At 52.6% G+C, this 21,063-nt stretch carries 17 protein-coding genes and 1 pseudogene; 10 read left to right on the top strand and 8 right to left on the bottom strand.

The window, feature by feature from the left end; genetic code table 11:
* Positions 1-90: 90 nt before the first annotated feature.
* The 3 genes from JI735_RS14845 to JI735_RS14835 all read left to right on the top strand — a co-directional run bounded on the left by JI735_RS14845 (position 91) and on the right by JI735_RS14835 (position 4,193).
* Positions 91-1,128, top strand: coding sequence for an ABC transporter substrate-binding protein (locus tag JI735_RS14845; RefSeq protein WP_202677519.1), 1,038 nt, complete (start codon positions 91-93; stop codon positions 1,126-1,128).
* Positions 1,129-1,373: 245 nt separating this feature from the next.
* Entirely contained in the window at positions 1,374-3,038 is a 1,665-nt protein-coding gene (locus JI735_RS14840) for an AraC family transcriptional regulator (protein WP_202677518.1), read from the top strand.
* 645 nt (positions 3,039-3,683) lie between these two features.
* Positions 3,684-4,193 carry a GNAT family N-acetyltransferase gene (locus tag JI735_RS14835; protein ID WP_039836338.1) on the top strand — a complete coding sequence of 170 codons (510 nt, stop codon included), beginning with the start codon at positions 3,684-3,686 and terminating at the stop codon, positions 4,191-4,193.
* 338 nt (positions 4,194-4,531) lie between these two features.
* Here the strand turns inward: JI735_RS14835 and JI735_RS14830 are convergent, their stop codons facing one another.
* The 4 genes and pseudogenes from JI735_RS14830 to JI735_RS14815 form a co-directional block, all read right to left on the bottom strand.
* A complete protein-coding gene (locus tag JI735_RS14830; protein ID WP_039836339.1) occupies positions 4,532-5,500 on the bottom strand; it encodes a sugar phosphate isomerase/epimerase family protein in 969 nt (322 codons plus the stop codon).
* Positions 5,501-6,232 (bottom strand): ThuA domain-containing protein, encoded by a 732-nt coding sequence (locus JI735_RS14825; RefSeq protein WP_039836340.1) that lies wholly within the window; start codon positions 6,230-6,232, stop codon positions 5,501-5,503.
* Between the two features lie 119 nt (positions 6,233-6,351).
* A complete protein-coding gene (locus tag JI735_RS14820; RefSeq protein ID WP_039836341.1) occupies positions 6,352-7,428 on the bottom strand; it encodes a Gfo/Idh/MocA family protein in 1,077 nt (358 codons plus the stop codon).
* A gap of 7 nt (positions 7,429-7,435) precedes the next feature.
* Positions 7,436-8,382 (bottom strand): annotated as a pseudogene (locus JI735_RS14815) (AraC family transcriptional regulator).
* 325 nt (positions 8,383-8,707) lie between these two features.
* Between JI735_RS14815 and JI735_RS14810 the strand changes: the two are divergent.
* The 5 genes from JI735_RS14810 to JI735_RS14790 all read left to right on the top strand — a co-directional run bounded on the left by JI735_RS14810 (position 8,708) and on the right by JI735_RS14790 (position 14,682).
* The gene (locus JI735_RS14810) at positions 8,708-9,712 is read left to right on the top strand and encodes a LacI family DNA-binding transcriptional regulator (protein WP_039836343.1); all 1,005 of its coding nucleotides are present in this window, start codon (positions 8,708-8,710) and stop codon (positions 9,710-9,712) included.
* A gap of 200 nt (positions 9,713-9,912) precedes the next feature.
* Positions 9,913-11,175 (top strand): ABC transporter substrate-binding protein, encoded by a 1,263-nt coding sequence (locus tag JI735_RS14805; protein WP_039836344.1) that lies wholly within the window; start codon positions 9,913-9,915, stop codon positions 11,173-11,175.
* A 91-nt stretch (positions 11,176-11,266) separates the two neighbouring features.
* The gene (locus tag JI735_RS14800) at positions 11,267-12,133 is read left to right on the top strand and encodes a carbohydrate ABC transporter permease (protein ID WP_039836345.1); all 867 of its coding nucleotides are present in this window, start codon (positions 11,267-11,269) and stop codon (positions 12,131-12,133) included.
* Positions 12,130-12,951, top strand: a complete 822-nt coding sequence (locus JI735_RS14795) for a carbohydrate ABC transporter permease (protein WP_202677517.1) — start codon at positions 12,130-12,132, stop codon at positions 12,949-12,951. Before JI735_RS14800 ends, JI735_RS14795 begins: the two co-directional genes overlap by 4 nt.
* Before the next feature lie 42 nt (positions 12,952-12,993).
* Positions 12,994-14,682 carry a glycoside hydrolase family 13 protein gene (locus tag JI735_RS14790; RefSeq protein WP_039836346.1) on the top strand — a complete coding sequence of 563 codons (1,689 nt, stop codon included), beginning with the start codon at positions 12,994-12,996 and terminating at the stop codon, positions 14,680-14,682.
* Between the two features lie 344 nt (positions 14,683-15,026).
* Here JI735_RS14790 and JI735_RS14785 read toward each other — a convergent pair whose 3' ends face one another.
* Genes JI735_RS14785 through JI735_RS14775 form a run of 3 tightly spaced genes read right to left on the bottom strand, consistent with a single transcriptional unit; the run spans position 15,027 to position 17,473 of the window.
* Positions 15,027-15,809 carry a VOC family protein gene (locus tag JI735_RS14785; protein WP_039836347.1) on the bottom strand — a complete coding sequence of 261 codons (783 nt, stop codon included), beginning with the start codon at positions 15,807-15,809 and terminating at the stop codon, positions 15,027-15,029.
* Positions 15,806-16,618 (bottom strand): pyrroline-5-carboxylate reductase, encoded by an 813-nt coding sequence (gene proC / locus JI735_RS14780; RefSeq protein ID WP_039836348.1) that lies wholly within the window; start codon positions 16,616-16,618, stop codon positions 15,806-15,808. The genes JI735_RS14785 and proC overlap by 4 nt, the downstream gene beginning before the upstream one ends.
* 24 nt (positions 16,619-16,642) lie before the next feature.
* Positions 16,643-17,473, bottom strand: coding sequence for a MetQ/NlpA family ABC transporter substrate-binding protein (locus JI735_RS14775; RefSeq protein WP_039836349.1), 831 nt, complete (start codon positions 17,471-17,473; stop codon positions 16,643-16,645).
* A 316-nt stretch (positions 17,474-17,789) separates the two neighbouring features.
* On the opposite strand from JI735_RS14775, the gene JI735_RS14770 reads away from it, so the two are divergent.
* Positions 17,790-18,527, top strand: coding sequence for a glycerophosphodiester phosphodiesterase (locus JI735_RS14770; protein ID WP_039836352.1), 738 nt, complete (start codon positions 17,790-17,792; stop codon positions 18,525-18,527).
* A gap of 4 nt (positions 18,528-18,531) precedes the next feature.
* Complete coding sequence (locus JI735_RS14765) at positions 18,532-19,788, top strand: SLC45 family MFS transporter (RefSeq protein ID WP_202677516.1); 1,257 nt, start codon at positions 18,532-18,534, stop codon at positions 19,786-19,788.
* A gap of 24 nt (positions 19,789-19,812) precedes the next feature.
* On the opposite strand, the gene JI735_RS14760 is transcribed toward JI735_RS14765, so the two are convergent.
* Positions 19,813-20,721 carry a GGDEF domain-containing protein gene (locus JI735_RS14760; RefSeq protein ID WP_051051920.1) on the bottom strand — a complete coding sequence of 303 codons (909 nt, stop codon included), beginning with the start codon at positions 20,719-20,721 and terminating at the stop codon, positions 19,813-19,815.
* Positions 20,722-21,063: the final 342 nt, after the last annotated feature.

Raw genomic sequence — 21,063 nt, 5'->3', positions numbered from 1 at the left:
TGCAAAACTCAGGGTATGCTTTCGAAGCCAGTTTTGCACGAAGCGGAAGCAAGAAAGCTTATGCTACATAACTTTAGGGGGCAAGATTCTATGAGAAAAATAAGACAACCTTTCGCCGGATTATGCGTCATCTTTCTGATGAGCATAGTGCTGCTGGCTTGCGGTAATTCAGAGAAACAATCAGGCGGCAATGCTGCGGACGCTGCGGCAACACCTTCCGGGAGCAACGCAGCCGTGAACGCGGCTCCTTCTTCCGGGACAACTGGCAACGCTGCTGCTGATACTGCGTCTGGGATGCGCGCATATACGGATTACAAAGGCCACAGCATGGAGATTCCCGTGCAGCCTAAGCGTGTAATTTTTTCGGGGGAAACCTATGGCGACCTGCTCGCGCTGGGTGTACAGGCCGTGGGGTATCCTCTTTCGATGGGCGAAGGCCAAGTATATGAGGATAAGCTGCAGGGCGTGGAGGATGTCGGGTTCCCGATCAATCTGGAGAAGACTCTGGAGCTTCAGCCCGATCTGATTATCTACGCGGGAACGGATGAAGCAGATTTCGAAGCGCTGTCCAAAATCGCACCTACGATTATCTTCAATACCTTCGCCCCGCTGAAGGAAAGGATGCTGGAGCTCGGCGGTATCCTCGGCAAAACTAAGGAAGCGGAAGCATGGCTGACGCGGTATAAAACGGGCGAGCGAGCCATGTGGGAGCAGCTCCAGTCAGCGGGCATGAAGCCGGGCGAAACCGCCTCTGTCTTCACTTATTATCCGGGTGACAGACTGTTTGTAATGGCGGCAACCGGACTTTCGCAGGTACTCTATGGCGAGAACGGCTTCAAGCCTGCGCCCGCCATTCAAAAACTGCTGGATGCAGACCCGGATCTGGGCTTCCAGGAGATTTCCATGGAGGTCATTGGAGAATATGCAGGCGACCGGATCTTCATCCTGACCCCTGTAGCCGACGAAGCGAAGCAATCCACGGATAAGCTGATGCAGAGCAAAGTATGGCAGAGCCTTCCCGCTGTGAAGAACGGACAGGTCTATACACAAGATATTATGAAAACCTCCAGCGATGCGACGACAAGAGAATGGCTGCTGGGTGAAATTCCCCGGATGTTGAATAAGTAGTCTTTCCGCTTTCCGGTTAGAGCAGCTACTGGTGCAGAGCGGGCCTTGCCGCAAAAAGACTTGGTATAGCCTGCTGCCGGTTGCGGATGTCTGAACATGAAACCTCACGGCTACCTGCCCGCTGTAGACAGCCGGCAGCACCACACAAGAAGCTTATCAACATCTGTTGATAAGCTTCTTTGTTTTAGATACAATATAATTCATTGATAATCATTCTCATTATCTTGAAAGGTGGAGAACCGCCATTGCCGCAAGCCCATACGAATCCGGCTCCATTTCACTCCCTGCTGTTTCAACTGGCGGATACCCAGCTGGTTATTGAAGCTGCGGATGCCTGCTCAGTGCCGCAGACTACTTTACACCATACCCTTCTCGTTGTTTCAGGCGGCTGCGGGCAGCTGCACATCAACGGCGAGTCTCTGCCGCTAAGTACAGACAGTTGCTGGCTTCTGACTCCAGGTGACTCCTACAGTACCGGCAATAAGGAGATGTCGCTGTACTATTATCTGATCTCCTTCTCAGCTGTACAGACAGGTGATCCCCCAGGACTCTATAGACAGGAACTGCTTCCGGGAAGACGGGAATTGATTGTCCATCCCTTTACAAAGGTACTCCGGCTGGCAGAAGAGCTGCTCATGAATAGAGACTGCCAGGAGGATGATGTGCTGTTGTTCAGGCAGCAGCTGCGGTTTCAGGAGCTTTTGCTGCTGCTTTTAGAGCATAATTATTCTTCACGGCAGCTGCCGAGCCCGGCTCAATCTGTAGAAAGCACGATCCAATATTTGCAGGACCACTATATGGACAGCATCACCGTGAAGCAGCTGGCGGAACGGGCCAATGTCTCGCTCTGGCAGTACACGCCGATTTTTCAAAAGCTGACCGGCAAGCGTCCTCTCGATTACCTGACGGAACTGCGCATCAGCCATTCAAAAACACATCTGTTGGCCTCCGCCGAACCCTTGCGTGAAATTGCCCGCATGGTGGGTTTTTCCGATGAGTATTATTTCAGCCGCCGCTTCCGTCAGAAGACCGGAGTCACGCCCGGCCAATATGCGCAAACCCATCGCCGGAAAATTACGGTCAAAGACTGGACTGGACATGTCGTTGATATTCCCGAGAGAGCCAGGCGGGTGATCTACCACGGCGAGACGCTTGGCGACCTGCTTGCACTGGGTGTGAAGCCTGTCGGCGGTGATGAGATTTTTGCAAGGAACAGCGTTTACAGCCACCGGATCAAAAAGCTGGCCAATGTCGGATTCCCGCTTGATCCTCAGCGGACCCGCCCGTTAAGCCCTGACCTGATCATTGTCGCAAATGCCGATGAAAAGCTGTATGCAAGTATATCAGGCATCGCTCCAACGCTCACCTTCGATTCATTCGCGCCGCTCGACAGCCGCATGCGGATTTTGGGGCAATGGCTGGGTAAGCAGCGCGAGGCCGAAGCCTGGCTGGGAGCCTTCCACGCCAAAAACGCCGCCATGTGGCAGCTTCTCTATAGCGATATTCTCCGGCCGGGGGAAACCGCGTCCGCCTTATTTTATGATCACGGCAACCATCTGTTCGCCATGGGCAGATCAGGGCTGTCCACTGCCCTGTATGCTCCGGGCGGCTTACAGCCGACAGGGGAGATTCAGGGCATTCTGGATCAGGAGCTGGGCTTCGCCGAGGTTGACCCGGCGGGGCTGCACAGCTATGCGGGTGACCGTGTCTTCATGCTCATCCCGGAGCGTGAGGACTCCCGTACAGCCATGGAACGGCTGATGCAAAGCCCGGTCTGGCGCAGCCTGCCTGCCGTACAGAAGGGGCAGGCCTACCTGCTCGACGGGACCAAGTGGAACTCCGGAGATGCATTAACCCGCGAGCGGCTGCTGGCTCTGCTGCCCAAGCTGCTCGGCGGGCAGTCCCGTTGAGGCTGATCCGCTCATGCTGCCGTGCAATATCCGGTTCAAAAGATGATGCGCTTCTAATTGCACTCTGTACAGAAGACCCTACCGAAAACAGTCGAAAGCAGCCCAAAAACAGATTCTATTGCACTCTGTACAGCAGAATCTATTGGAAAAGGGGTTTTTGTTCTGAAATTCAGAAATCTGCTGCACGAAATACCAGCAGATTGTGTTTCAGCAGAAAATAACGGGCTTTCTATCCTGAAATAACGATTTTCCGATTCTTACGACATGGTTATGGAAGCCTCGAATTTGGCGAAGCCGAATTGAGGGCCTTCTCCGAAATTTCATTATCTGAAGTGCCGCCAATGGGCGGCATGAATGTCTATTGCACAAAGTGCAATCACTCAAAAAATATTTTGTGTTATATTTGGCCGTCTCCGGCGCATCATGCTCATTCGCCGTACGGAGACGCCGCGCTCCTGCACGCTATCCGGCAGCCTAACGGTCAAACCTCTGCCCTCCACGCCCCACGCCAACTTTTCAGCACTGCCCAGCAGCTCCACCTTCAGAATTTACCGGCCATGTAATCTATCATTATATTTTTGATTTGTAAACTTTCATCACATAGATATAATAAAGAGACACTTGTGTATGAAAGGAAGATTGCGGATGAGCCATGATATTACTATCGAGCAGCTTGAGGAATTACAACCGGAGATTGTACAGCAGTTGAACACGCTGATTATAGATGTGGTTGCGGATGGCGCCTCTATCGGTTTCCTGCCTCCGCTTGGAGCAAAGGAAGCGGAAGCCTATTGGCGGGGAGTGCTGGCTCCCGGCGTCCGGCTATGGATCGCACTTGAGGGGGAAACCATTGCCGGCACGGTGCAGCTGCACTCTGTATCCAAGCCGAATGCGCCGCACCGGGCGGAAATCGCCAAACTGATGGTGCATCCGCAGCACCGCCGCAAGGGCATCGCCCGCAGGCTCATGGAGACCGCCGAGCAGGCAGCGGCGGCGGATGGCCGGACGCTGCTGGTGCTGGACACACGTGAGGGTGATCCCTCCAACCTGCTCTATCAGTCACGCGGATTTGTGGAAGCGGGCAAAATCCCTGATTATGTTATCTCCGGCGATGGCGAAATGTCCGCCACGGTGATTTATTACAAGCATCAGTAAAACAAGCGGGCAGCAAGTAAAGCAGAGACGGGGACTGGCACCGCATACAGCAAGAACAATCGACCGCCGGGCCGTGAACAACGCCCTTCCCGGTAACCCATTTGTGACCGCCCAGCAACACGTTTGCAGCGCAATCAGAGGTATTTATACCTCTCATTTGGCCCGGTGGCACGTTTCCGGCGCGGTCAGAGTTACTTATCCAGAGGTGCTTTCTCTTTCGGCCTTCACCCCCGGCCGGATTCACATCAGCTATGCGTGCTTTCCCGGCACGCATACAAAAAAGCCATCACGGCCTGCGAAACGGCAGGCCGGTGATGGCTTTGAATATTTTAATTACCCTACGCCCACCACATATCCAGCGGCTGCTCGCGGATCAGGATTGACTGCAGGTTGGTTACTGCGCGGTAGAAGCCTTCGTCCACGGACATGAGCGGATCTTCGTGTTCAATACTAACCACGTAATCATAGCCGTAAGTACGCAGCGCACTCATAATGTCCGACCATTCGGACAGGCTGTGCCCGCAGCCGACGGAGCGGAAGGTCCACGCCCGGGTCTGCACATCGCCATAGGGCTGCATGTCTGTCAGGCCGTACATGTTGATGTTGTCCTGATCCAGGTACGTGTCTTTGGCATGAAAATGGTGGATCGCGCCGGCTTTGCCCAGAATCTTGATTGCTCCTACAGGATCAATGCCCTGCCACCACAGATGGCTCGGGTCCAGATTCGCGCCAATCGCCGGACCGGTTGCTTCTCTCAGCTTGAGAATCGTATACGGGGTATGGCACAGGAAGCCTCCATGCAGCTCGATGCCAATCTTCACCCCATGCTCTTCCGCGAGCTGGGCGATTTCTTTCCAGTAAGGAATCAGCTTGTGCTCCCACTGCCAGGTTAAAATATCGCTGTACACTGTAGGCCAAGGCGTAACGGGCCAGTTCGGTGCTTTGGCCTCATCGCTGTCTCCGGCGGTGCCCGAGAAGGTGTTAACCACGGCAACGCCCATCAGCGAAGCAAGCTTGATCGACTTGCGCAGGATTTCATCGCCCTGGCGCGCTTCTTCTTGATCCGGCGAAATCGGGTTGTTATGGCAGCTGAAGGCGCTGATCATAATGCCGCGTTTCGTGAACTTTTCCAAATACGCCTCACGGGCCGCTTCACTCGCCAGCAGCTCATCCGTAGGACAATGGGGGTTGCCGGGATTGCCGCCCGAGCCGATTTCGACGGCGTTCAGGCCGGCGGCTGCGATTTTATCCAGCATCTCATCCAGGCTCAGACTTCCAAATACGGGATCAAATACTCCTAATTTCATCTATACTCCCACCTTTTCTCTAATTGGCTCCAGCGCCTCGGAGTGTCCATACACAGGGTAATCACGCTTAGTCGGCGCACACCAGTTCACACCGTTGATAATCACCTGTTGAATCTCTTTATTGTAATAGGTCGGGTAGGACTCATGTCCCGGCTGAAAATAAAAAATCTTCCCGCTGCCGCGCCGGTACGTCGATCCGCTCGGGAATACATTCCCGCCTTCGAACCAGCCGACAAAAATCAGTGACTCCGGTGCCGGAACATCAAAGTGTGCCCCGTACATCTCTTCCTGCTCAAGGTCAATATACTCGCCAATGCCTTCGGCAATCGGATGGCTCGGGTCCATGACCCAGAGGCGCTCTTTTTCCCCGGCTTCGCGCCATTTCAGATCACAGCTTGTGCCCATCAGCTTCATGAAGATTTTGGACATATGCCCTGAGTGCAGCACCACCAGCCCCATTCCCTGCAGCACGCGCTGATGAACCCGGTTCACGATCTCATCGCTCACTTCCTGATGGGCGACATGTCCCCACCATACCAGCACATCCGTGTTATTCAGCACTTCCTCCGTTAATCCGTGCTCCGGCTCATCCAGCGTTGCTGTCGCTGTATCCAGTCCGGCTTCGCTGAGGAACGATGCCAGCTGGGCATGAATGCCCTGCGGGTACACCTCACGGATTCGCTCTTCCTGACGTTCATGACGATATTCATTCCATACGGTTACTCTGGTCACGATGAACACTCTCCTGTTTGTCTCAATCTATATAAACTGAACTTTTGATCCTTGTATTCCAGGCTGGGCGTGACTCCGCCACTTTCCCTATTATTCTTAATTTTCCCAGTTCAATTTAATTAATCAAAAAATACCGGCATTCCCGTTTCGGACGATTTGTAGATGGCTTCCAGAATGCGGGTAACCACCAGCGCCTGCTCCGGCTTCACGACCGGTTCGGTGTTATTTACAATACTCTCGATCCACTGCTTCGCTTCAGCCACCGCAGGGTCATCTCCTGCACCGTCGTAAAAATCCACACCGGCTGCATCCAGGCCAATATGCTTCTCATAGGTTTTGCCGTATTCTTCACCGTTGATGCGCAGGCCCTTCTCCATGTCCGCTCCGCCTTCTGTACCGCAGAGCACCGTTCTGGCCTCGCCCACATCGAGAGTATTCAGCGCCCAGCTGGCCTCAAGAACGATAGTCGCTCCGTTCTCCATCGTAATGAAGCCGATCGCCGAGTCCTCTACCGTGAATTTTTCCGGGTCCCACGGTCCCCACGCATTGGCGGCGTTCTTGCGGCCGGACAGCTTGTGATAGGCATTGCCTACAGCATACTTAGGCTTGTAATTGTCCATCATCCACAAGGTAAGATCAAGGGCATGGGTACCAATATCGATCAGCGGCCCGCCGCCCTGCGCTTCCTCATCCAGGAACACGCCCCAGGTCGGCACCGCACGGCGGCGGATGGCCTTGGCTCTGGCATAATAAATCTCTCCAAGCCCGTTATTCTCGCATACAGTGTGCAGGTAAGCCGAGTCCGCCCGGAAGCGGTTCTGGTAGCCAATGGTCAGCTTCTTTCCGGTCCGCACGGACGCGTCAATCATCGCCTGGGCTTCCGCAGTTGTTTTGGCCATAGGCTTCTCGCACATCACATGCTTCCCGGCCTCCATAGCAGCGATTGAAATTTCCGCATGGGAAATATTCGGCGTACACACATGAATCACATCTATACTTGCATCCTTAAGCAGCTCTTTATAATCGTTATAGGCCGCAGCGCTTTCATTTCCAAACTCTGCTTTTGCCTTTTCGGCACGTTCAGGCACGATATCGCAGAATGCCACCATCACCGCACCTTCCACTTTTTGCAATGCCGGCATATGTTTGCCGTTGGCGATACCGCCGCAGCCGATAATTCCTATCTTTAGCGTCATTGTTGGCCTAACCTCCACTGGTTTTGATATCTCTATCATACAAATCTGCCCCGGCGCTTTCTTCCTGCATTCTTGCTGTATTATTCCTGAATATTGTCTTATGGTACTTCAGCGGGAAATCCCCGTGGCCTCCTTGAAAAAATGGTGAAAAGTCTTCACACTGCCAAACCCCGCAGCTTCCGCCACAGCGGACATCGGCAGGTCCTCGTTTAACAGAATCCACTTCGCTTTGTTGAGGCGGTATTCATTCAAAAAAGCAACAAAGGTCATCCCAGTGTTCCGCTTGAACAGCTTGGTGAAGTAATAGGGGCTGAAGCCCATATAACGGGCCACCTCGCTCAGTGAAATCGACTTCTGGTAATGCAGCTCCACATAGGCAAAAATCCGCTCCAGGCGCTCCATGGTTTCTCTGGACTGGGTCAGCGTATCCTCCGAGAACTTAGGCTGCCGCTGCGTTCTATTCTTAGGAATTTCCCGTAAAATAACCGTCAGCAGCTCGAACATTCTCGCTTTGATCAGATAGGCATACCCTTCCCGGCGCTGGGTATCTTCCTCATAGATGCTCTCGATCAGCGATATTACTTTGGCGGTAGCTGCCTCAGGCCATGAAGGGCTGGAATGCTCCATCTCCGTAAACAGGTCCCGCAGCGAATAGCCGCTGCTTCCCAGGGCGGCAACCTCCTGAAACAGATTCAGGTCGAACTGGATCACCACCCGCTCACTTTCAGGCGATGCAAGAAAATAATGCACATCCCCGCCGTTGATAAACTGGACTTCCCCCTGCTCCATACGGATCGGGGTATCATTTATTCCCAGATTTAGTCTTCCCTTAGTAACGTATATAATTTCAATTTCCTTATGCCAATGCGGATAACACAGCTCATCCCCTCCACAAATCAGACTGCGGAAGGGAAAATGCTTATCCACATCCGGAAGCTCCAGATATATGCTCATGAGTGCGGCTCCTTGTCCGTATGATGTACTGAAGTAACATATAACATCTATACTTAGATAGGGTTCATTATTTATATCGTCCTCCGCAGAAAATTCATGATCCACTGACCTTGGAGTAAACGTTTACTTTATCGTAGGCCCCTCTCGGTTCTTTGTCAATCGCTGTTCTTATTTTGTATAGAGATTACGGGATCTGTCCGATTGCTTTTCATTTTTGTAATCTTCCCGTTGACAAAAATCTGTCTTGCCTTTATATTTCAGGTAAGCGTAAGCGTTTACGTTACACCTTAAATCCGAATGAAACAGAAAACCGAGGAACTGCCTTATGAATCCTACGATCAAAGATGTCGCCCAGAAAGCAAATGTATCCATTGCCACCGTGTCCCGTGTGCTGAATAACCTGACCGGCTATTCGGACAAAACGAAGCAGAAGGTGAATCAGGCGATCAAAGAGCTTGGGTACCAGCCCAATGCTATCGCCCGCGGTCTCATCAACAAGCGGACACAGACTATCGGTGTGATGTTTCCCAAAGTTTCCAGCGCCTTCTCTTCCGATCTGCTCCACGGGATTGACGAATTCGCCCATGACAGCAATTACAGTGTAGTCGTCTGCAACACAGATAATGACGGCAAGCGGACAATGAAGTATTTGCAGCTGCTGCGCGAAAAACAGGTAGACGGCATTATTTTTTCCAGTGAGGTGCTGAGTAAAGAGTACTATGAGGTGCTGGAGAGCATGAAGATACCGGTTGTTCTTGTCTCCTCGCAGACAGATTTTGCCAAGGTGCCCTATGTGAAGGTTGATGATTACCAGGCGGTCTATGACGCGATCCAATATCTGATCTCCAAAGGCCACCGTAAAATCGCCATGATCAGCGGAACCAAAGGCGATCCCATCGCCGGGACTCCCAGAGTACAGGGCTACCGCAAAGCCCTCGAAGCGAACGGAATTGCTTTTGACAGCAGCCGACTTGTGTATGGAGACTTTTCATTCGAGAGCGGCAGCAGGGCAATGGAAGCCTTATTGCGCAAAGCGGGAGAGGTTACCGCCGTCTTTGCAGCTAGTGATGAGATGGCCATTGGTGCACTCTCCGCAGCCCTGAAACACGGTCTGAACGTTCCCGAGGATATCTCGATCATGGGATATGATGATCTCAAACCGGCACAGATGGTTACGCCTCCGCTAACGACGGTCCGGCAGCCGCTGTACGAAATGGGAAAGATCGCCTCCGAGAAGCTGATCCGGATGATTGAAACCGGGGAAATTGCCGCAAACAGGATCATGGCTCATTCGATTGTGGAAAGACAAACGGTGAGAACACTTGCCTAAGTCTTTTTATCAATATAACGTAAACGCTTAACCTAAAGGTCCCGATTATTGACCTTCCTGCCGGAGAAACCTGTATCACAACTGGTTAAATCCAGTATCTACAGGCGTCTAATCCAGGGATAGTTTGGTAGGGACGCAGAGTAAACGTTTACTCAAAATGGCAGTAAACTGCTAAATCCAGTAATCAGGGGATTCCATCCATGAAAAAAACAATGAAACCCGTAACAGTAAGCCTGCTGGCTATGTCACTGCTCAGCGCCTGCGGCAATAATAGCGGGAGCAACGCTGCTACCGATGATGGTGGGAACGCCGCTTCCGGTGAGAAGGTCAAGATTGAGTTCTTCCAGAACAAGACGGAAGCCAAAGCCACCTTCGACAAGCTGGTCGCCCAATTCAACGCCGCGAACCCGGACATCGTTGTCTCGCAGATCAACCCGCCGGATGCTGAAACGGTGCTGAAGACCCGCGCCGCTAAACAGGACCTTCCTGATGTTATCGGCCTTGGTGCCACCGACACTTACAAGACCCTCTCCGCCAGCGGACTGTTCGAGGACTTCACTGGTGATACGCTGGTTTCCTCTATCCAGCCCGCCTATGTCAAAATGCTGAATGACCTGACGGGTTCAAGCGAACTGAACGGCATTCCGTTCTCTGCCAATGCCAGCGGTGTCATCTATAACAAAGCGATGTTCAAGGAGGCCGGCGTAGCCGTGCCAACAACTTGGGATGAATTCATCGCTGCAGCCCAGAAGTTCAAAGACAGCGGCAAGTATGCCTTCTACCTGACGCTGAAGGATTCCTGGACCTCACTCACCCCCTTCAACTCTCTGGAGCCAAGCATTCTCGGCACTGATTTCTTCAAGAAGCGCACCGAAGGCAGCGTGACCTTCAGTGACAGCTTCCGGGAAATCGCCGAGAAGCAGCTGAAGCTGACGGAATTTGCCCAGAAGGACATTTTCGGCAAGGGCTACAATGACGGCAATACGGCATTCGCCAAGGGTGAATCCGCGATGTATCTGCAGGGTGTATGGGCGATCCCCGAAATCATGAAGGCCAATCCATCTCTTGAGCTGGGCGTGTTCCCTTTCCCGGCCACCAATGATCCCGCAAAAAACAAGGTCATTTCCGGTGTGGATACCCTGCTGACGATCTCCAAGGAAAGCAAGCATAAGGAAGAAGCGAAGAAATTCGTCGAATTCCTCCTTCAGCCGGAGAACGTAACGACCTACATCACCGAGCAAAAAGCATTCCCGGCGGTGAAAGGCGTAACTCAGAATGACCCTGCCATGGACGGCTTCAAGGAAGCATTCACCTCCGGCAACCTGGCCGATTTTGCCGACCATTACATCCCTGGGGCGATGAAGGTCGATACGATTATTCAAAGCTTCCTGAACAAAAAAGACATCGACGCCTACCTGAAGCAGCTCGATACAGAATGGGATAAGGTAGCTAACCGGAAATAGGATTGCCAATCGATAGAATGAACTACAAGCATCAGGAGAACAGGGGCGGCAAGCCCCTGCTTCTGCGCTTTTTTCCAAGGAGGATTAACTGATGGCCAAACGGCGAGCCGCTTTTTACCTGATGACTATACCAGCACTGCTGCTGTTCTTCGCCTTTCATACGTTTCCGGCGCTGCAGGGCATTTATTATGCGTTCACGAACTGGGATGGTTACAGCGACAGCTTTGATTATGTGGGGTTCAAGAATTTCATTAATATTTTCAAAGACGAGAATGTGCTGAACTCTTATCTTTTCACCTTTAAATACGCCATCGCTACAACTGTTCTCATCAATATCATCAGCCTGCTGATCGCACTGGGACTGAATGCCAAGATAAAAGCCAAAAACTTTTTCCGAGGCGTATATTTCCTTCCCAATATCCTCAGCGTGCTGATTGTCGGCTTTATCTTCAACTACCTGTTCTCCAATGTATTTCCGGTGTGGGGCGAGAAGCTGGGAAGTGATTTTCTCTCGCAGAACATCCTCGGCAACTCCGATTGGGCCTGGATCGGGATCGTCATTGTTGCGGTCTGGCAGGGCATCGCTTATAACACCATTCTGTATCTGGCCGGCTTGCAGACGATTCCCCACGATCTTTATGAAGCTTCCAATCTGGACGGCGCCAGCCGCTGGCGGGAATTCTGGAGCATTACCTTTCCGCTGCTTGCTTCCTTTTTCACGATCAATATGGTGCTGGCGATGAAAGGCGGATTGATGGTTTTCGACCAGATCATCGCCCTGACCGGCGGAGGTCCCGGCCGTTCTACGCAATCCATCGCCCTATTGATTTACACCGGCGGCTTCCAGGGCGGAGAATTCGCATACCAGTCGGCGAACGCCGTGATTTATTTTATCGTCATCGTCGTCATCTCCGCCCTTCAGCTTAAATTCCTGCAGAAACGGGAGATGGACCTATGATCAAAAAAACAACGAATTGGCCGGTTACGGTAATTATCGCGCTGTGCTCCCTGCTCATCCTCTTTCCGCTGTACATGACGATCGCCATAGCACTCAAAAACCCCGAGGAAATGGCCCGCTCCATTTTCTCCCTGCCCACCGGACTGCATTTCGAGAATTTCGCGAACGCCATCAAGGCGACGAATTTCTTCAACGCCCTGGGCAACAGTGCCACAATTACTGTAACAGCGGTTGTATTTATTCTGCTCACGAATTCTATGGTCGCCTACGCCATTGCCCGGAATATGAACAAGCGCTTCTTCAAAACGCTCTACTTCTATTTCATCAGCGCCATGTTCATTCCGTTCCAGATCATTATGCTGCCGGTGGTCAAAGTCACTACCGACCTGCATATGAACAATATTCCCGGGCTGATTATTTTGTACATCGTATATGGCCTTGCTTTTAATGTCTTTGTGTATGTCGGTTATATCCGCTCCATTCCGTATGAGCTGGAGGAAGCAGCGACAGTTGACGGGGCCTCGACCTGGGGCACCTTCTGGCGGATTATTTTCCCGCTGCTGGCTCCTGTCAATGCGACCATCGGCATCTTGTCCTGCCTGTCCACCTGGAATGACTTCATGCTGCCGCTGATTCTCTTGGGCAACCAGGATTCCTATACGCTGCCGCTTGTGCAGTACGTCTTCCAGGGCCAATTCAGCACCGACTTCAACCTGGCTTTCGCCTCGTATCTGCTGGCTTTGTCCCCGATGCTGATTATTTATTTGTTCGCACAGAAATGGATTATCGGCGGCCTTACCCAAGGCTCCATTAAGTAAATTTTCGTACCGCAGTTTATATAGAGACAGGAGTGCAGAACCATGAACAAGCAATGGTGGAAAGAAAGTGTAGTATACCAAATCTACCCCCGCAGCTTTCAAGACAGCAATGGAGACGGCATCGGTGATCTTCAGGGGATAATATCCCGGCTTGATTATTTGGAGCAGTTAGGCATCAACGTGGTCTGGCTGTGTCCGGTATACCAGTCGCCCAATGACGATAACGGCTATGATATCAGCAATTATCAGAGTATTATGAATGATTTCGGCACACTCGCCGACTGGGAGGAACTGCTTGCCGGACTTCACGCCCGCGGTATAAAGCTGATTATGGATCTGGTGGTCAACCACTCCTCGGATGAGCATGCCTGGTTCGCTGAATCGCGCAAATCCCCGGACAGCCCTTACCGGGACTATTACATCTGGCGCGCGGGCAAGGACGGGCATGAGCCCAACAATTGGGGTTCCTTCTTCAGCGGCCCGGCCTGGGAATATGATGCGCAGACTGACGAATATTTCCTGCACCTGTTCTCCCGAAAGCAGCCGGATCTGAATTGGGAGAATCCGAAGCTGCGGCGGGAAATTTACGATATGATGACCTGGTGGCTCGATAAAGGCATCGACGGGTTCCGCATGGACGTAATCAACCTGATCTCCAAGGTTCCAGAGCTTCCCAGTGTGGTGAAGGACCAGGAGGACGGCGAGCGGACCTATCATTTTGGCGGTGAATATTTCGTAAACGGCCCGCGCGTGCATGAATACATGCAGGAAATGAACCGGGAGGTACTCTCCAAATACGACATTATGACGGTCGGTGAAGCCATCGGCGTCACCCCCGAGGAAGCCGCGCTGTATGTCGGCGAAGACCGGAATGAGCTGCATATGCTGTTCCACTTCGAACTGATGGAGGTCGATTCCGGGCCGGGGGGCAAATGGGATGTGCGGCCATGGAAGCTGGCGGACATAAAGTCTATCTTCTCCAAATGGCAAACCGCGCTGCATGGCAAGGGCTGGAACAGCCTTTACCTGAACAATCATGACCAGCCGCGCATGCTGTCCCGTTTCGGAGATGATAAACACTACCCGAAAGAGTCGGCCAAAATGCTGGCTACGCTGCTGCACACCCTCCAAGGCACGCCTTACATCTACCAGGGCGAAGAAATCGGCATGACCAACGTGAAATTTGACTCTATAAGCGAATATAAGGATATTGAAATCCTGAATATGTATAAAGAATACCGGGCTGCGGGGCATGCGGAGGAAGAAATTATGAACTCCATATATGTCAAAGGCCGCGACAATGGGCGTACCCCCATGCAGTGGAGCGCGGAACCGCAGGCCGGATTCACCACCGGCACACCTTGGCTGGCCGTGAATCCAAACTATACGGAGATTAACGTCGAGCAGGCCCTGGCTGACCCCGATTCTATTTTCCACTACTATAAAAAGCTGATTGAGCTGCGGAAAAGCCATGACATATTCGTGTACGGGGATTATGCGATCCTGGCCGAGGAGCATGAGCAGGTGTATGCCTATCTGCGCACACTTGGAGAAGAGCGGCTGCTTGTCATGCTGAACTTCTTCGGCCAGCCTGCCGCTTTCGAGCTTCCTGCATGTGTGGACTTTCAGAACAAAACGCTGGTTATCGCCAATTACGGAGTACAGCCGGACGAGGATATCCGTTCCCTGTCGCTACGCCCTTATGAGGCCCGGGTGTACAGGCTGAGATAGAGCTTGTGCATGTGTTGTCTCATTGCGATCAAAAAAAGGAGCCTCCCGGCTCCTTTTTTTGAGCTGCACAAGTAGTCTATGTATTGGTTCACTTCCCGCAGATGGAAATTCTCCACTTATTTCTTAGCAAGCTACCTATTATTCAACACTTAGGTGGAATGTATCCACTTACATTAATCAAACAAGACCATATTTTCTGTTTCCCTTCAATTTAAGTGGACTTTTTCCATCTATTTTCGAATTTCTTGCCTGATATAGAGAATTAGTGTACCTTTTTCCACTTCATTCTTGGGACTATACTTGGTGCGATATTGGGATCGGGAATCGGGCAATGCCAAGCAATGCTATAGCGCTGTAAAAACATAATCAGCCTGGCCAAAGCGGATTCTCCGGCCCGCCAAACCGGGGGCATCCGTTGCCAGCAGCAGCTCCTGCATCTGCTCCCCGTTCCCCTGCCGGAACACAAACGCCTTGTCTCCGATAGGAAGGGATACGGAGCCGTCTGCCGCAGATCCAGGATTCTGGAAGGGCAAGCCAATCACTTGACTCCAATGTGCAGCGGTTGCCGCCGGATCAGTAACGGAGAAAACAGCCGCCCGTACTTCAACTGCTCCGGCAGGATGGGGCCTAATAATGCCTGCTGTCTTAAGCTCCTGTTGACGCTGCCCGTCTGTGCCTTTCCACTGAATGATGAAGGGGTAGACCAGTCCCTGAAAATGTCCGCCAATGGTCAGCATCCGCCATTCAATCCATTGCCCTTGCTTGTTCAGCCGTCTGCCGTCCATAATCGGCGACAGCTTAAGGCCTTGCTGCTGGAGCAGCGCCGCAGTCTGCTCAATATCATCAGTGCGGATAGCCACCCTGCTGAAGCCCTCATGCTCGGGCAGCAGCTTTACAGCATCCTTGACGACAAGATTGGCAGTATCCGCCGATTCTGCCAGCTCCCGGTTCTCCACTGCCAGAAATTCCACATAGTTCAGCCCGAAGTAGCTCAGCGCATTATGGGTGCCCCACAGCTTGTGCGACCCGCCCGGGAATGCGGCAAGGCCATTGTCCGTAAAGGTCTGCACAGCCTGCTCCAGATCATTGATATAATGAACGGTATGATCCCATTGGAGGCTGCTCATGGATGTACCTGCCCCAGCTCTGTCGTGCGCTTCACGGCAGCCTTGACACTGCGCTGCAGCCCGGCTGCGAAATCGCTGTTGTTCAGCTCATACAGGGCATGGATACCGACGCCGCCCGGAGAATTGTTGATGTTGAGAAGCTGGCGCGGATGCTTGCCGCTGTGGCGCAGCATGGCAACGGCCCCTTCCACATTCTCCAGCGCGACCTGCCAGGCCTGTTCCCGGGGCAGACCGGCAAGCACTCCGGCATCGGCCAGGGACTCGATGAAATAATAGACATAATTCGGCCCGGCCACCCCGTAGCCGGTAAAGATATCAATCTGCGCTTCTTCCAGATACAGCACCTTGCCAAAGGCGTTCAGGAAGTCATCCACCTGGGCTTTGTCGGCAAAACCGTTCAAAGCCGCACCGCTGTAGCCCAGGCCGGTATCGGTCAGCGTATTCGGAATCACCCGGATAATCGGGCGTTCCGCACCCGCATACCCGCCCAGCCTGGCAATGCTCACTCCGGCCACGATCGACAATACCGCAGCCTGGCCTGCCGCATGTTCGGCAATCAGCCTGCCGACCTCTGCCAGATCATCCTGCGGCCGCACCGCAATGATGATCAGATCCGCCTCACCCAGCTCCGCTGCCTGGGATACAGCAGCGTGAACACCGTAGGTGTTTTTCAAATAGAGGTTGCGCTCTTCATTCACATCCGCCACGCTGATCTGCGCGGCCTTATAGGCGCCTTTGCCGATAACCGCCCGAATGATCGCCTCGGCCATTTGGCCGCCCCCGATAAAATGAATTCTTTTTGCCGCCATCCTGTGATCTCCTCCGCTCATTTATCAGTTATTGGCCCACGCATCCGGAAGTATAAAACCGTCATATTTGTCCTGCGCGTGGATGTACTCCTCAAATTCCTTGGATTCATAGGCTGCTTTCAGATCCTTCGCCCATTGGGTATCCAGATCGTCTTTGTTGACAGTTACGGTGACCCGGTGCTGCTCCGGTGTGTTCTCAATCTTCAGCGCTTCGGTAATTTGACGTTTGGCATTGGCAATATAGTTGCCGTTAACCACTCCGTAATCCACATCGGCCAGCGAAACGAGAATCTGGGCAGAATCCAGCGCTTCCAGCTTCAGCTGATATTTGTCCGGCTCTACGCTGCTAAGGTTGAAATCAGTTGTTCCGGCACCGGGTTTGACTTTCACCCAGCCCAGCTCCTCCAGAATCCGCACCGCCCGCTCCTGGTTCACCGGGTCATTCGGTATTGCGATAACCGAGCCGTCCTTCACCTCGTCGAGCGACTTGTGCTTCTCGGAATACAGTCCCTGCGGCGCACTCGGCACGAAATTCAGCACTGCCATATCCGCACCAATTTCCTTATTAATGCCCTCCATATACGCGGTACTCTGAAAAATGCTGGCATCGATAGAGCCTTCCTTCATCGCCGGGTTGACCTGCATATTCTGGGAAAAGGTTTTGATCGTCACCTTATAGCCCTCTTTCTCCAGAATCGGTACAATGCCGAGGCGGAACTGCTCCTCATAAGTGCCTACACCAAAGCCGACGACGATGTCCTTTTTGTCTGCACCGGCAGCCTCTTTGTTCCCGCACGCGCCAAGCACTACCGACATTCCTACCAGTGCTGCAGCTGCCAATGTTCTGATTTTCATGCGCCAAACCCCTTTTCATCTTAAAAAAAGTTTCCGAAAGCAAAAACATAGTTTACTTATCGGATTTAAAAGAATTAGTGGTATGATAGCATGGCCAAATTTGAATCGTCAATGAGATTTTCGTTACCGAAAGCAAACCAAAATAGCCCGCTTAATGTTTCATTAACGTCAGCTCAATGTTAAAATTGCCAAATCAGCGCCCTTTCCCTTCCGGCGGACAGGGTTTCCTGCTGTGGTGTGGAATATGAAATAGGAAGACCCGCACCTGCTGCGGCAAATGTACACTTACACTAATGAGACGGAGGAACTGAATGAGATGAACAACACAATTAATTTTGCGCACCGCGGCGCATCTGCGGTCTGTCCGGAGAATACGATGGCTGCATTCCGCAAAGGTCTTGAGCTCGGGGCAACCGGCATTGAAACCGATGTGCAGATGACCCTTGACGGAAGGCTGGTCCTCATTCACGACGAGAGCCTGAACCGCACAACGAATCGCAGCGGATTGGTAAAGGATATGACATTGAGTGAGGTACTGGAGGCGGATGCCGGATCGTGGTTTGGCGCTGAATTTGCCGGAGAACGGATTCCTGCCCTGGAAGAACTGCTTGATCTGCTGCAAGGTCGTGACACCATCCTGAATATCGAGCTGAAAAACGGCACATATCTCTACCCCGGCATGGAGGAAAAAGTGATCGCCGCTGTGCGGGAGTATGGCATGAGTGAGCGCATTGTGCTGTCGAGCTTCAACCATTATTCTCTCGCTTACTGCAAGTCGCTGGCACCGGAGATCCGCACCGGGATTTTATATGGAGAAGGCTTGTACCGCCCATGGGATTATGCCTCTTCTCTGCAGGCCGATGCGCTGCATGCCTATCATTTGGCCGTGCTGCCTGAGTTTGTAGCCGGGGCGGCGGAACATGGGGTTGTCTATCATCCATGGACCGTAAATGATCCGGAACGGATGAAATATTTAATTGAGGCCGGTGTAGCGGGGATTATTACCGATGTTCCGGATGTACTCGCCGGACTGCTGGCATCCAGAGGAGTGTGATGGAGTGAAAAAAGTCTGGCTGCTTGGCTTCGGCTTTTTCAGCATCAGCATTACATGGAGCTTGTACAATGCGTTTGTTCCTTTTTTTCTGGAAAAATATGTGCATAGCGTCGCCCTGATCAGCTTCATGATGACCATCGATAATTATTTCGCACTGTTTCTGCAGCCGTGGATCGGCAACCGCAGCGACCGTACGGCGACCCGCTTCGGGCGCAGAATGCCCTATTTGATGATCGGCATGCCACTGGCTGCCGTGCTGACTATGTTGATTCCGTTCCACAGCGGACTATTCACTCTCCTGCTGTTCATGATGCTGATGAATCTGGCCATGAGCCTGTACCGGTCGCCAACGGTGGCGCTGATGCCGGACATCACGCCGGAGCATCAGCGCACCAAGGCCAACGGGCTGATTAACTTTATGGGCGGAGTAGGTTCCATTCTCGCTTTTGGCGCAGGGTCCTATCTTTACGATTCGAGCCCCGTGCTGCCATTCGTGGCGGCTGGCCTGATCACACTGCTGTGCCTGTTCATTGTATCGCGATTCATCAAGGAGGGCCGGGATGGCGTCAATACGGCGGCAGCCAATGCCCCGGCAGGTCCTGCTGCTGACACGGCTCTTCAGCCGGGGGAACTTGTTCTTCCCTTGAGCAGACCTGCACGCGTCTCCCTGAAAAAACAGCTGGACCGGACAACGGTCTGGCTGCTGGCGGCCATCTTTTTCTGGTTCGTGGCTTATCAGGGTGTTGAGACGTTGTTCACCTTGTACGGCAAACATCATCTTGGTCTTAGTGAGCAAGCGGCTTCCTTCTCGCTCACCTTCTTTTCGCTGGCATTTGTGATTTTTGCGATTCCGAGCGGCTGGCTGGGCGGGCGGTTCGGGAAGAAACCGGTTATTATTCTCGGGGTATGCGGACTGATGGCGGTATTTGCACTCGTAGGCTTTGCGGAAAATGTGCTGCTGCTGCGTGGTCTGCTGCTGCTGGGCGGAATATTCTGGGCTTGCATCAATATCAATTCTTATCCTTTTGTAGTGGCTACAGGAAATGAAGAGAGTATTGGCACGCGGACCGGAATATATTATTTGGTCTCCTCGCTTGCTGCTATTACATCGCCTCCCCTGCTGGGGCTGCTGATTGACCTTACGGATTACTCTACCCTGTTCTATGCGGCAACCGCCAGTATGGCGTTTGCCCTCGTGTGCCTGCTGCTGATGAAAGGACGTGCCAGAGCAGTGAACACCGTCCATTCCAATAAAGCGTAACCGCGAAAAAACAGAACCCCCTGCTCACGCCCGCATGGAGTTCTGCTTATCGCCAAGTCTATTCGTGCTGGAAGCGCTGCTGTGGAGCAGGCTGGCGGAGCCGCCGGCGGGGTTGCTTGGACTTGCACTTTGGCCCTGCTTGTGCAGGGAATAGCGGCCGCTGCCCAACTGTTTGGCGTTGTACATGGCAGAATCGGCCTCTTTGAGCAGCTTCTGGCGGTCGATTCTGCCATGGCTCATAGTAATGCCGATGCTGGCTGAAACAAACAGCTCATGCTTCTCCAGCTTATAGTTCCGGGTCGTCTTCTCCAGAATCCGCAGCGCCAGCTGTTCCGCATCCTTGCGGCTGCAGCGTTTGGCGATGATCACAAATTCATCCCCGCCAATGCGGAAGATATGCCGCTTGCCTTTGCTGGAGAATTGGCTCAGCGTGGTACCGACTGCCTTAAGCAGCAAATCGCCCACATGATGTCCAAGCGTGTCGTTGATCGCTTTGAAGCGGTTCAGATCCAGAAACAGCACGGCGAGCTGCTCGTTAGGCTTGCAATGGTCCCAGAAGTGATCCATGCCGTTCTTGTTCAAAAGACCGGTCAAGGAATCCCGGTAGGCCAGTTCCTTCAACTGTTCCCGTTCCGCCAGGAGCTGGTGCAGCCGGGAGAACAGGAACAGCATCCCCGCCAGCGTCAGAACATAAAGGGTGAGCGGGAGGAACAGACTTTCCCTATCAGGGGCATATTCCGAGAGGGTCTGCACCCCTAGCAGATGCATGACGCTTAATCCGGCGCCTGCAATAAGAATCACGAAGACCGCGCGGATTGCGCGGGCTTTTTGATGTTTGCCGCCGAATTTTGGGGACAAATAGTAAATACTATAGATGGTCAATGCTGCTATGAGCACCGACGATAAGGCCAGCATATAATTTCGGGCTTCCATCGTTCACTAGCACTCCCTTTTGCGTGTGAATAGTTTCGCACTCTGAAGCTGTACTGTACAATAATACACTGAACATTATCTGAACACCACTATCATTCACAGCGGGAAAAAAGCAGACAGCATAAGTATTATGCTTATTATCGGCAGGTTTGCCTCCTCCCTGCATGGGATGTTTTGGAATCCGATGCAGCAGGCTAAGTGCAGAAGAAAAGGACAGCATAATTTCCTAAGTAAGAACAAAACGGCTACGCCGTCCTTCGCTGGACAACTTAGCCGTTTCCGATTTCAATTTTGCGCTGCCTGGAGCCTCCCATGAATCGTGCCGTAATTTCAAGTGGAAGC

Source organism: Paenibacillus sonchi (assembly GCF_016772475.1).
Lineage (GTDB): Bacteria > Bacillota > Bacilli > Paenibacillales > Paenibacillaceae > Paenibacillus_AQ > Paenibacillus_AQ sonchi.
Note: the sequence above shows the minus strand (reverse complement) of the source record. Positions and strands in the feature narration are given on the sequence as shown.

Bases quoted from the DNA above. Each gene is read 5' to 3' on its own strand.
- proC (WP_039836348.1), bottom strand. From the start codon at position 16,618: ATGGCGGCAAAAAGAATTCATTTTATCGGGGGCGGCCAAATGGCCGAG.
- JI735_RS14760 (WP_051051920.1), bottom strand. From the start codon at position 20,721: ATGGAAGCCCGAAATTATATGCTGGCCTTATCGTCGGTGCTCATAGCA.
- JI735_RS14810 (WP_039836343.1), top strand. From the start codon at position 8,708: ATGAATCCTACGATCAAAGATGTCGCCCAGAAAGCAAATGTATCCATT.
- JI735_RS14775 (WP_039836349.1), bottom strand. From the start codon at position 17,473: ATGAAAATCAGAACATTGGCAGCTGCAGCACTGGTAGGAATGTCGGTA.
- JI735_RS14770 (WP_039836352.1), top strand. From the start codon at position 17,790: ATGAACAACACAATTAATTTTGCGCACCGCGGCGCATCTGCGGTCTGT.
- JI735_RS14845 (WP_202677519.1), top strand. From the start codon at position 91: ATGAGAAAAATAAGACAACCTTTCGCCGGATTATGCGTCATCTTTCTG.
- JI735_RS14820 (WP_039836341.1), bottom strand. From the start codon at position 7,428: ATGACGCTAAAGATAGGAATTATCGGCTGCGGCGGTATCGCCAACGGC.
- JI735_RS14830 (WP_039836339.1), bottom strand. From the start codon at position 5,500: ATGAAATTAGGAGTATTTGATCCCGTATTTGGAAGTCTGAGCCTGGAT.
- JI735_RS14785 (WP_039836347.1), bottom strand. From the start codon at position 15,809: ATGAGCAGCCTCCAATGGGATCATACCGTTCATTATATCAATGATCTG.
- JI735_RS14795 (WP_202677517.1), top strand. From the start codon at position 12,130: ATGATCAAAAAAACAACGAATTGGCCGGTTACGGTAATTATCGCGCTG.
- JI735_RS14790 (WP_039836346.1), top strand. From the start codon at position 12,994: ATGAACAAGCAATGGTGGAAAGAAAGTGTAGTATACCAAATCTACCCC.
- JI735_RS14800 (WP_039836345.1), top strand. From the start codon at position 11,267: ATGGCCAAACGGCGAGCCGCTTTTTACCTGATGACTATACCAGCACTG.
- JI735_RS14835 (WP_039836338.1), top strand. From the start codon at position 3,684: ATGAGCCATGATATTACTATCGAGCAGCTTGAGGAATTACAACCGGAG.
- JI735_RS14805 (WP_039836344.1), top strand. From the start codon at position 9,913: ATGAAAAAAACAATGAAACCCGTAACAGTAAGCCTGCTGGCTATGTCA.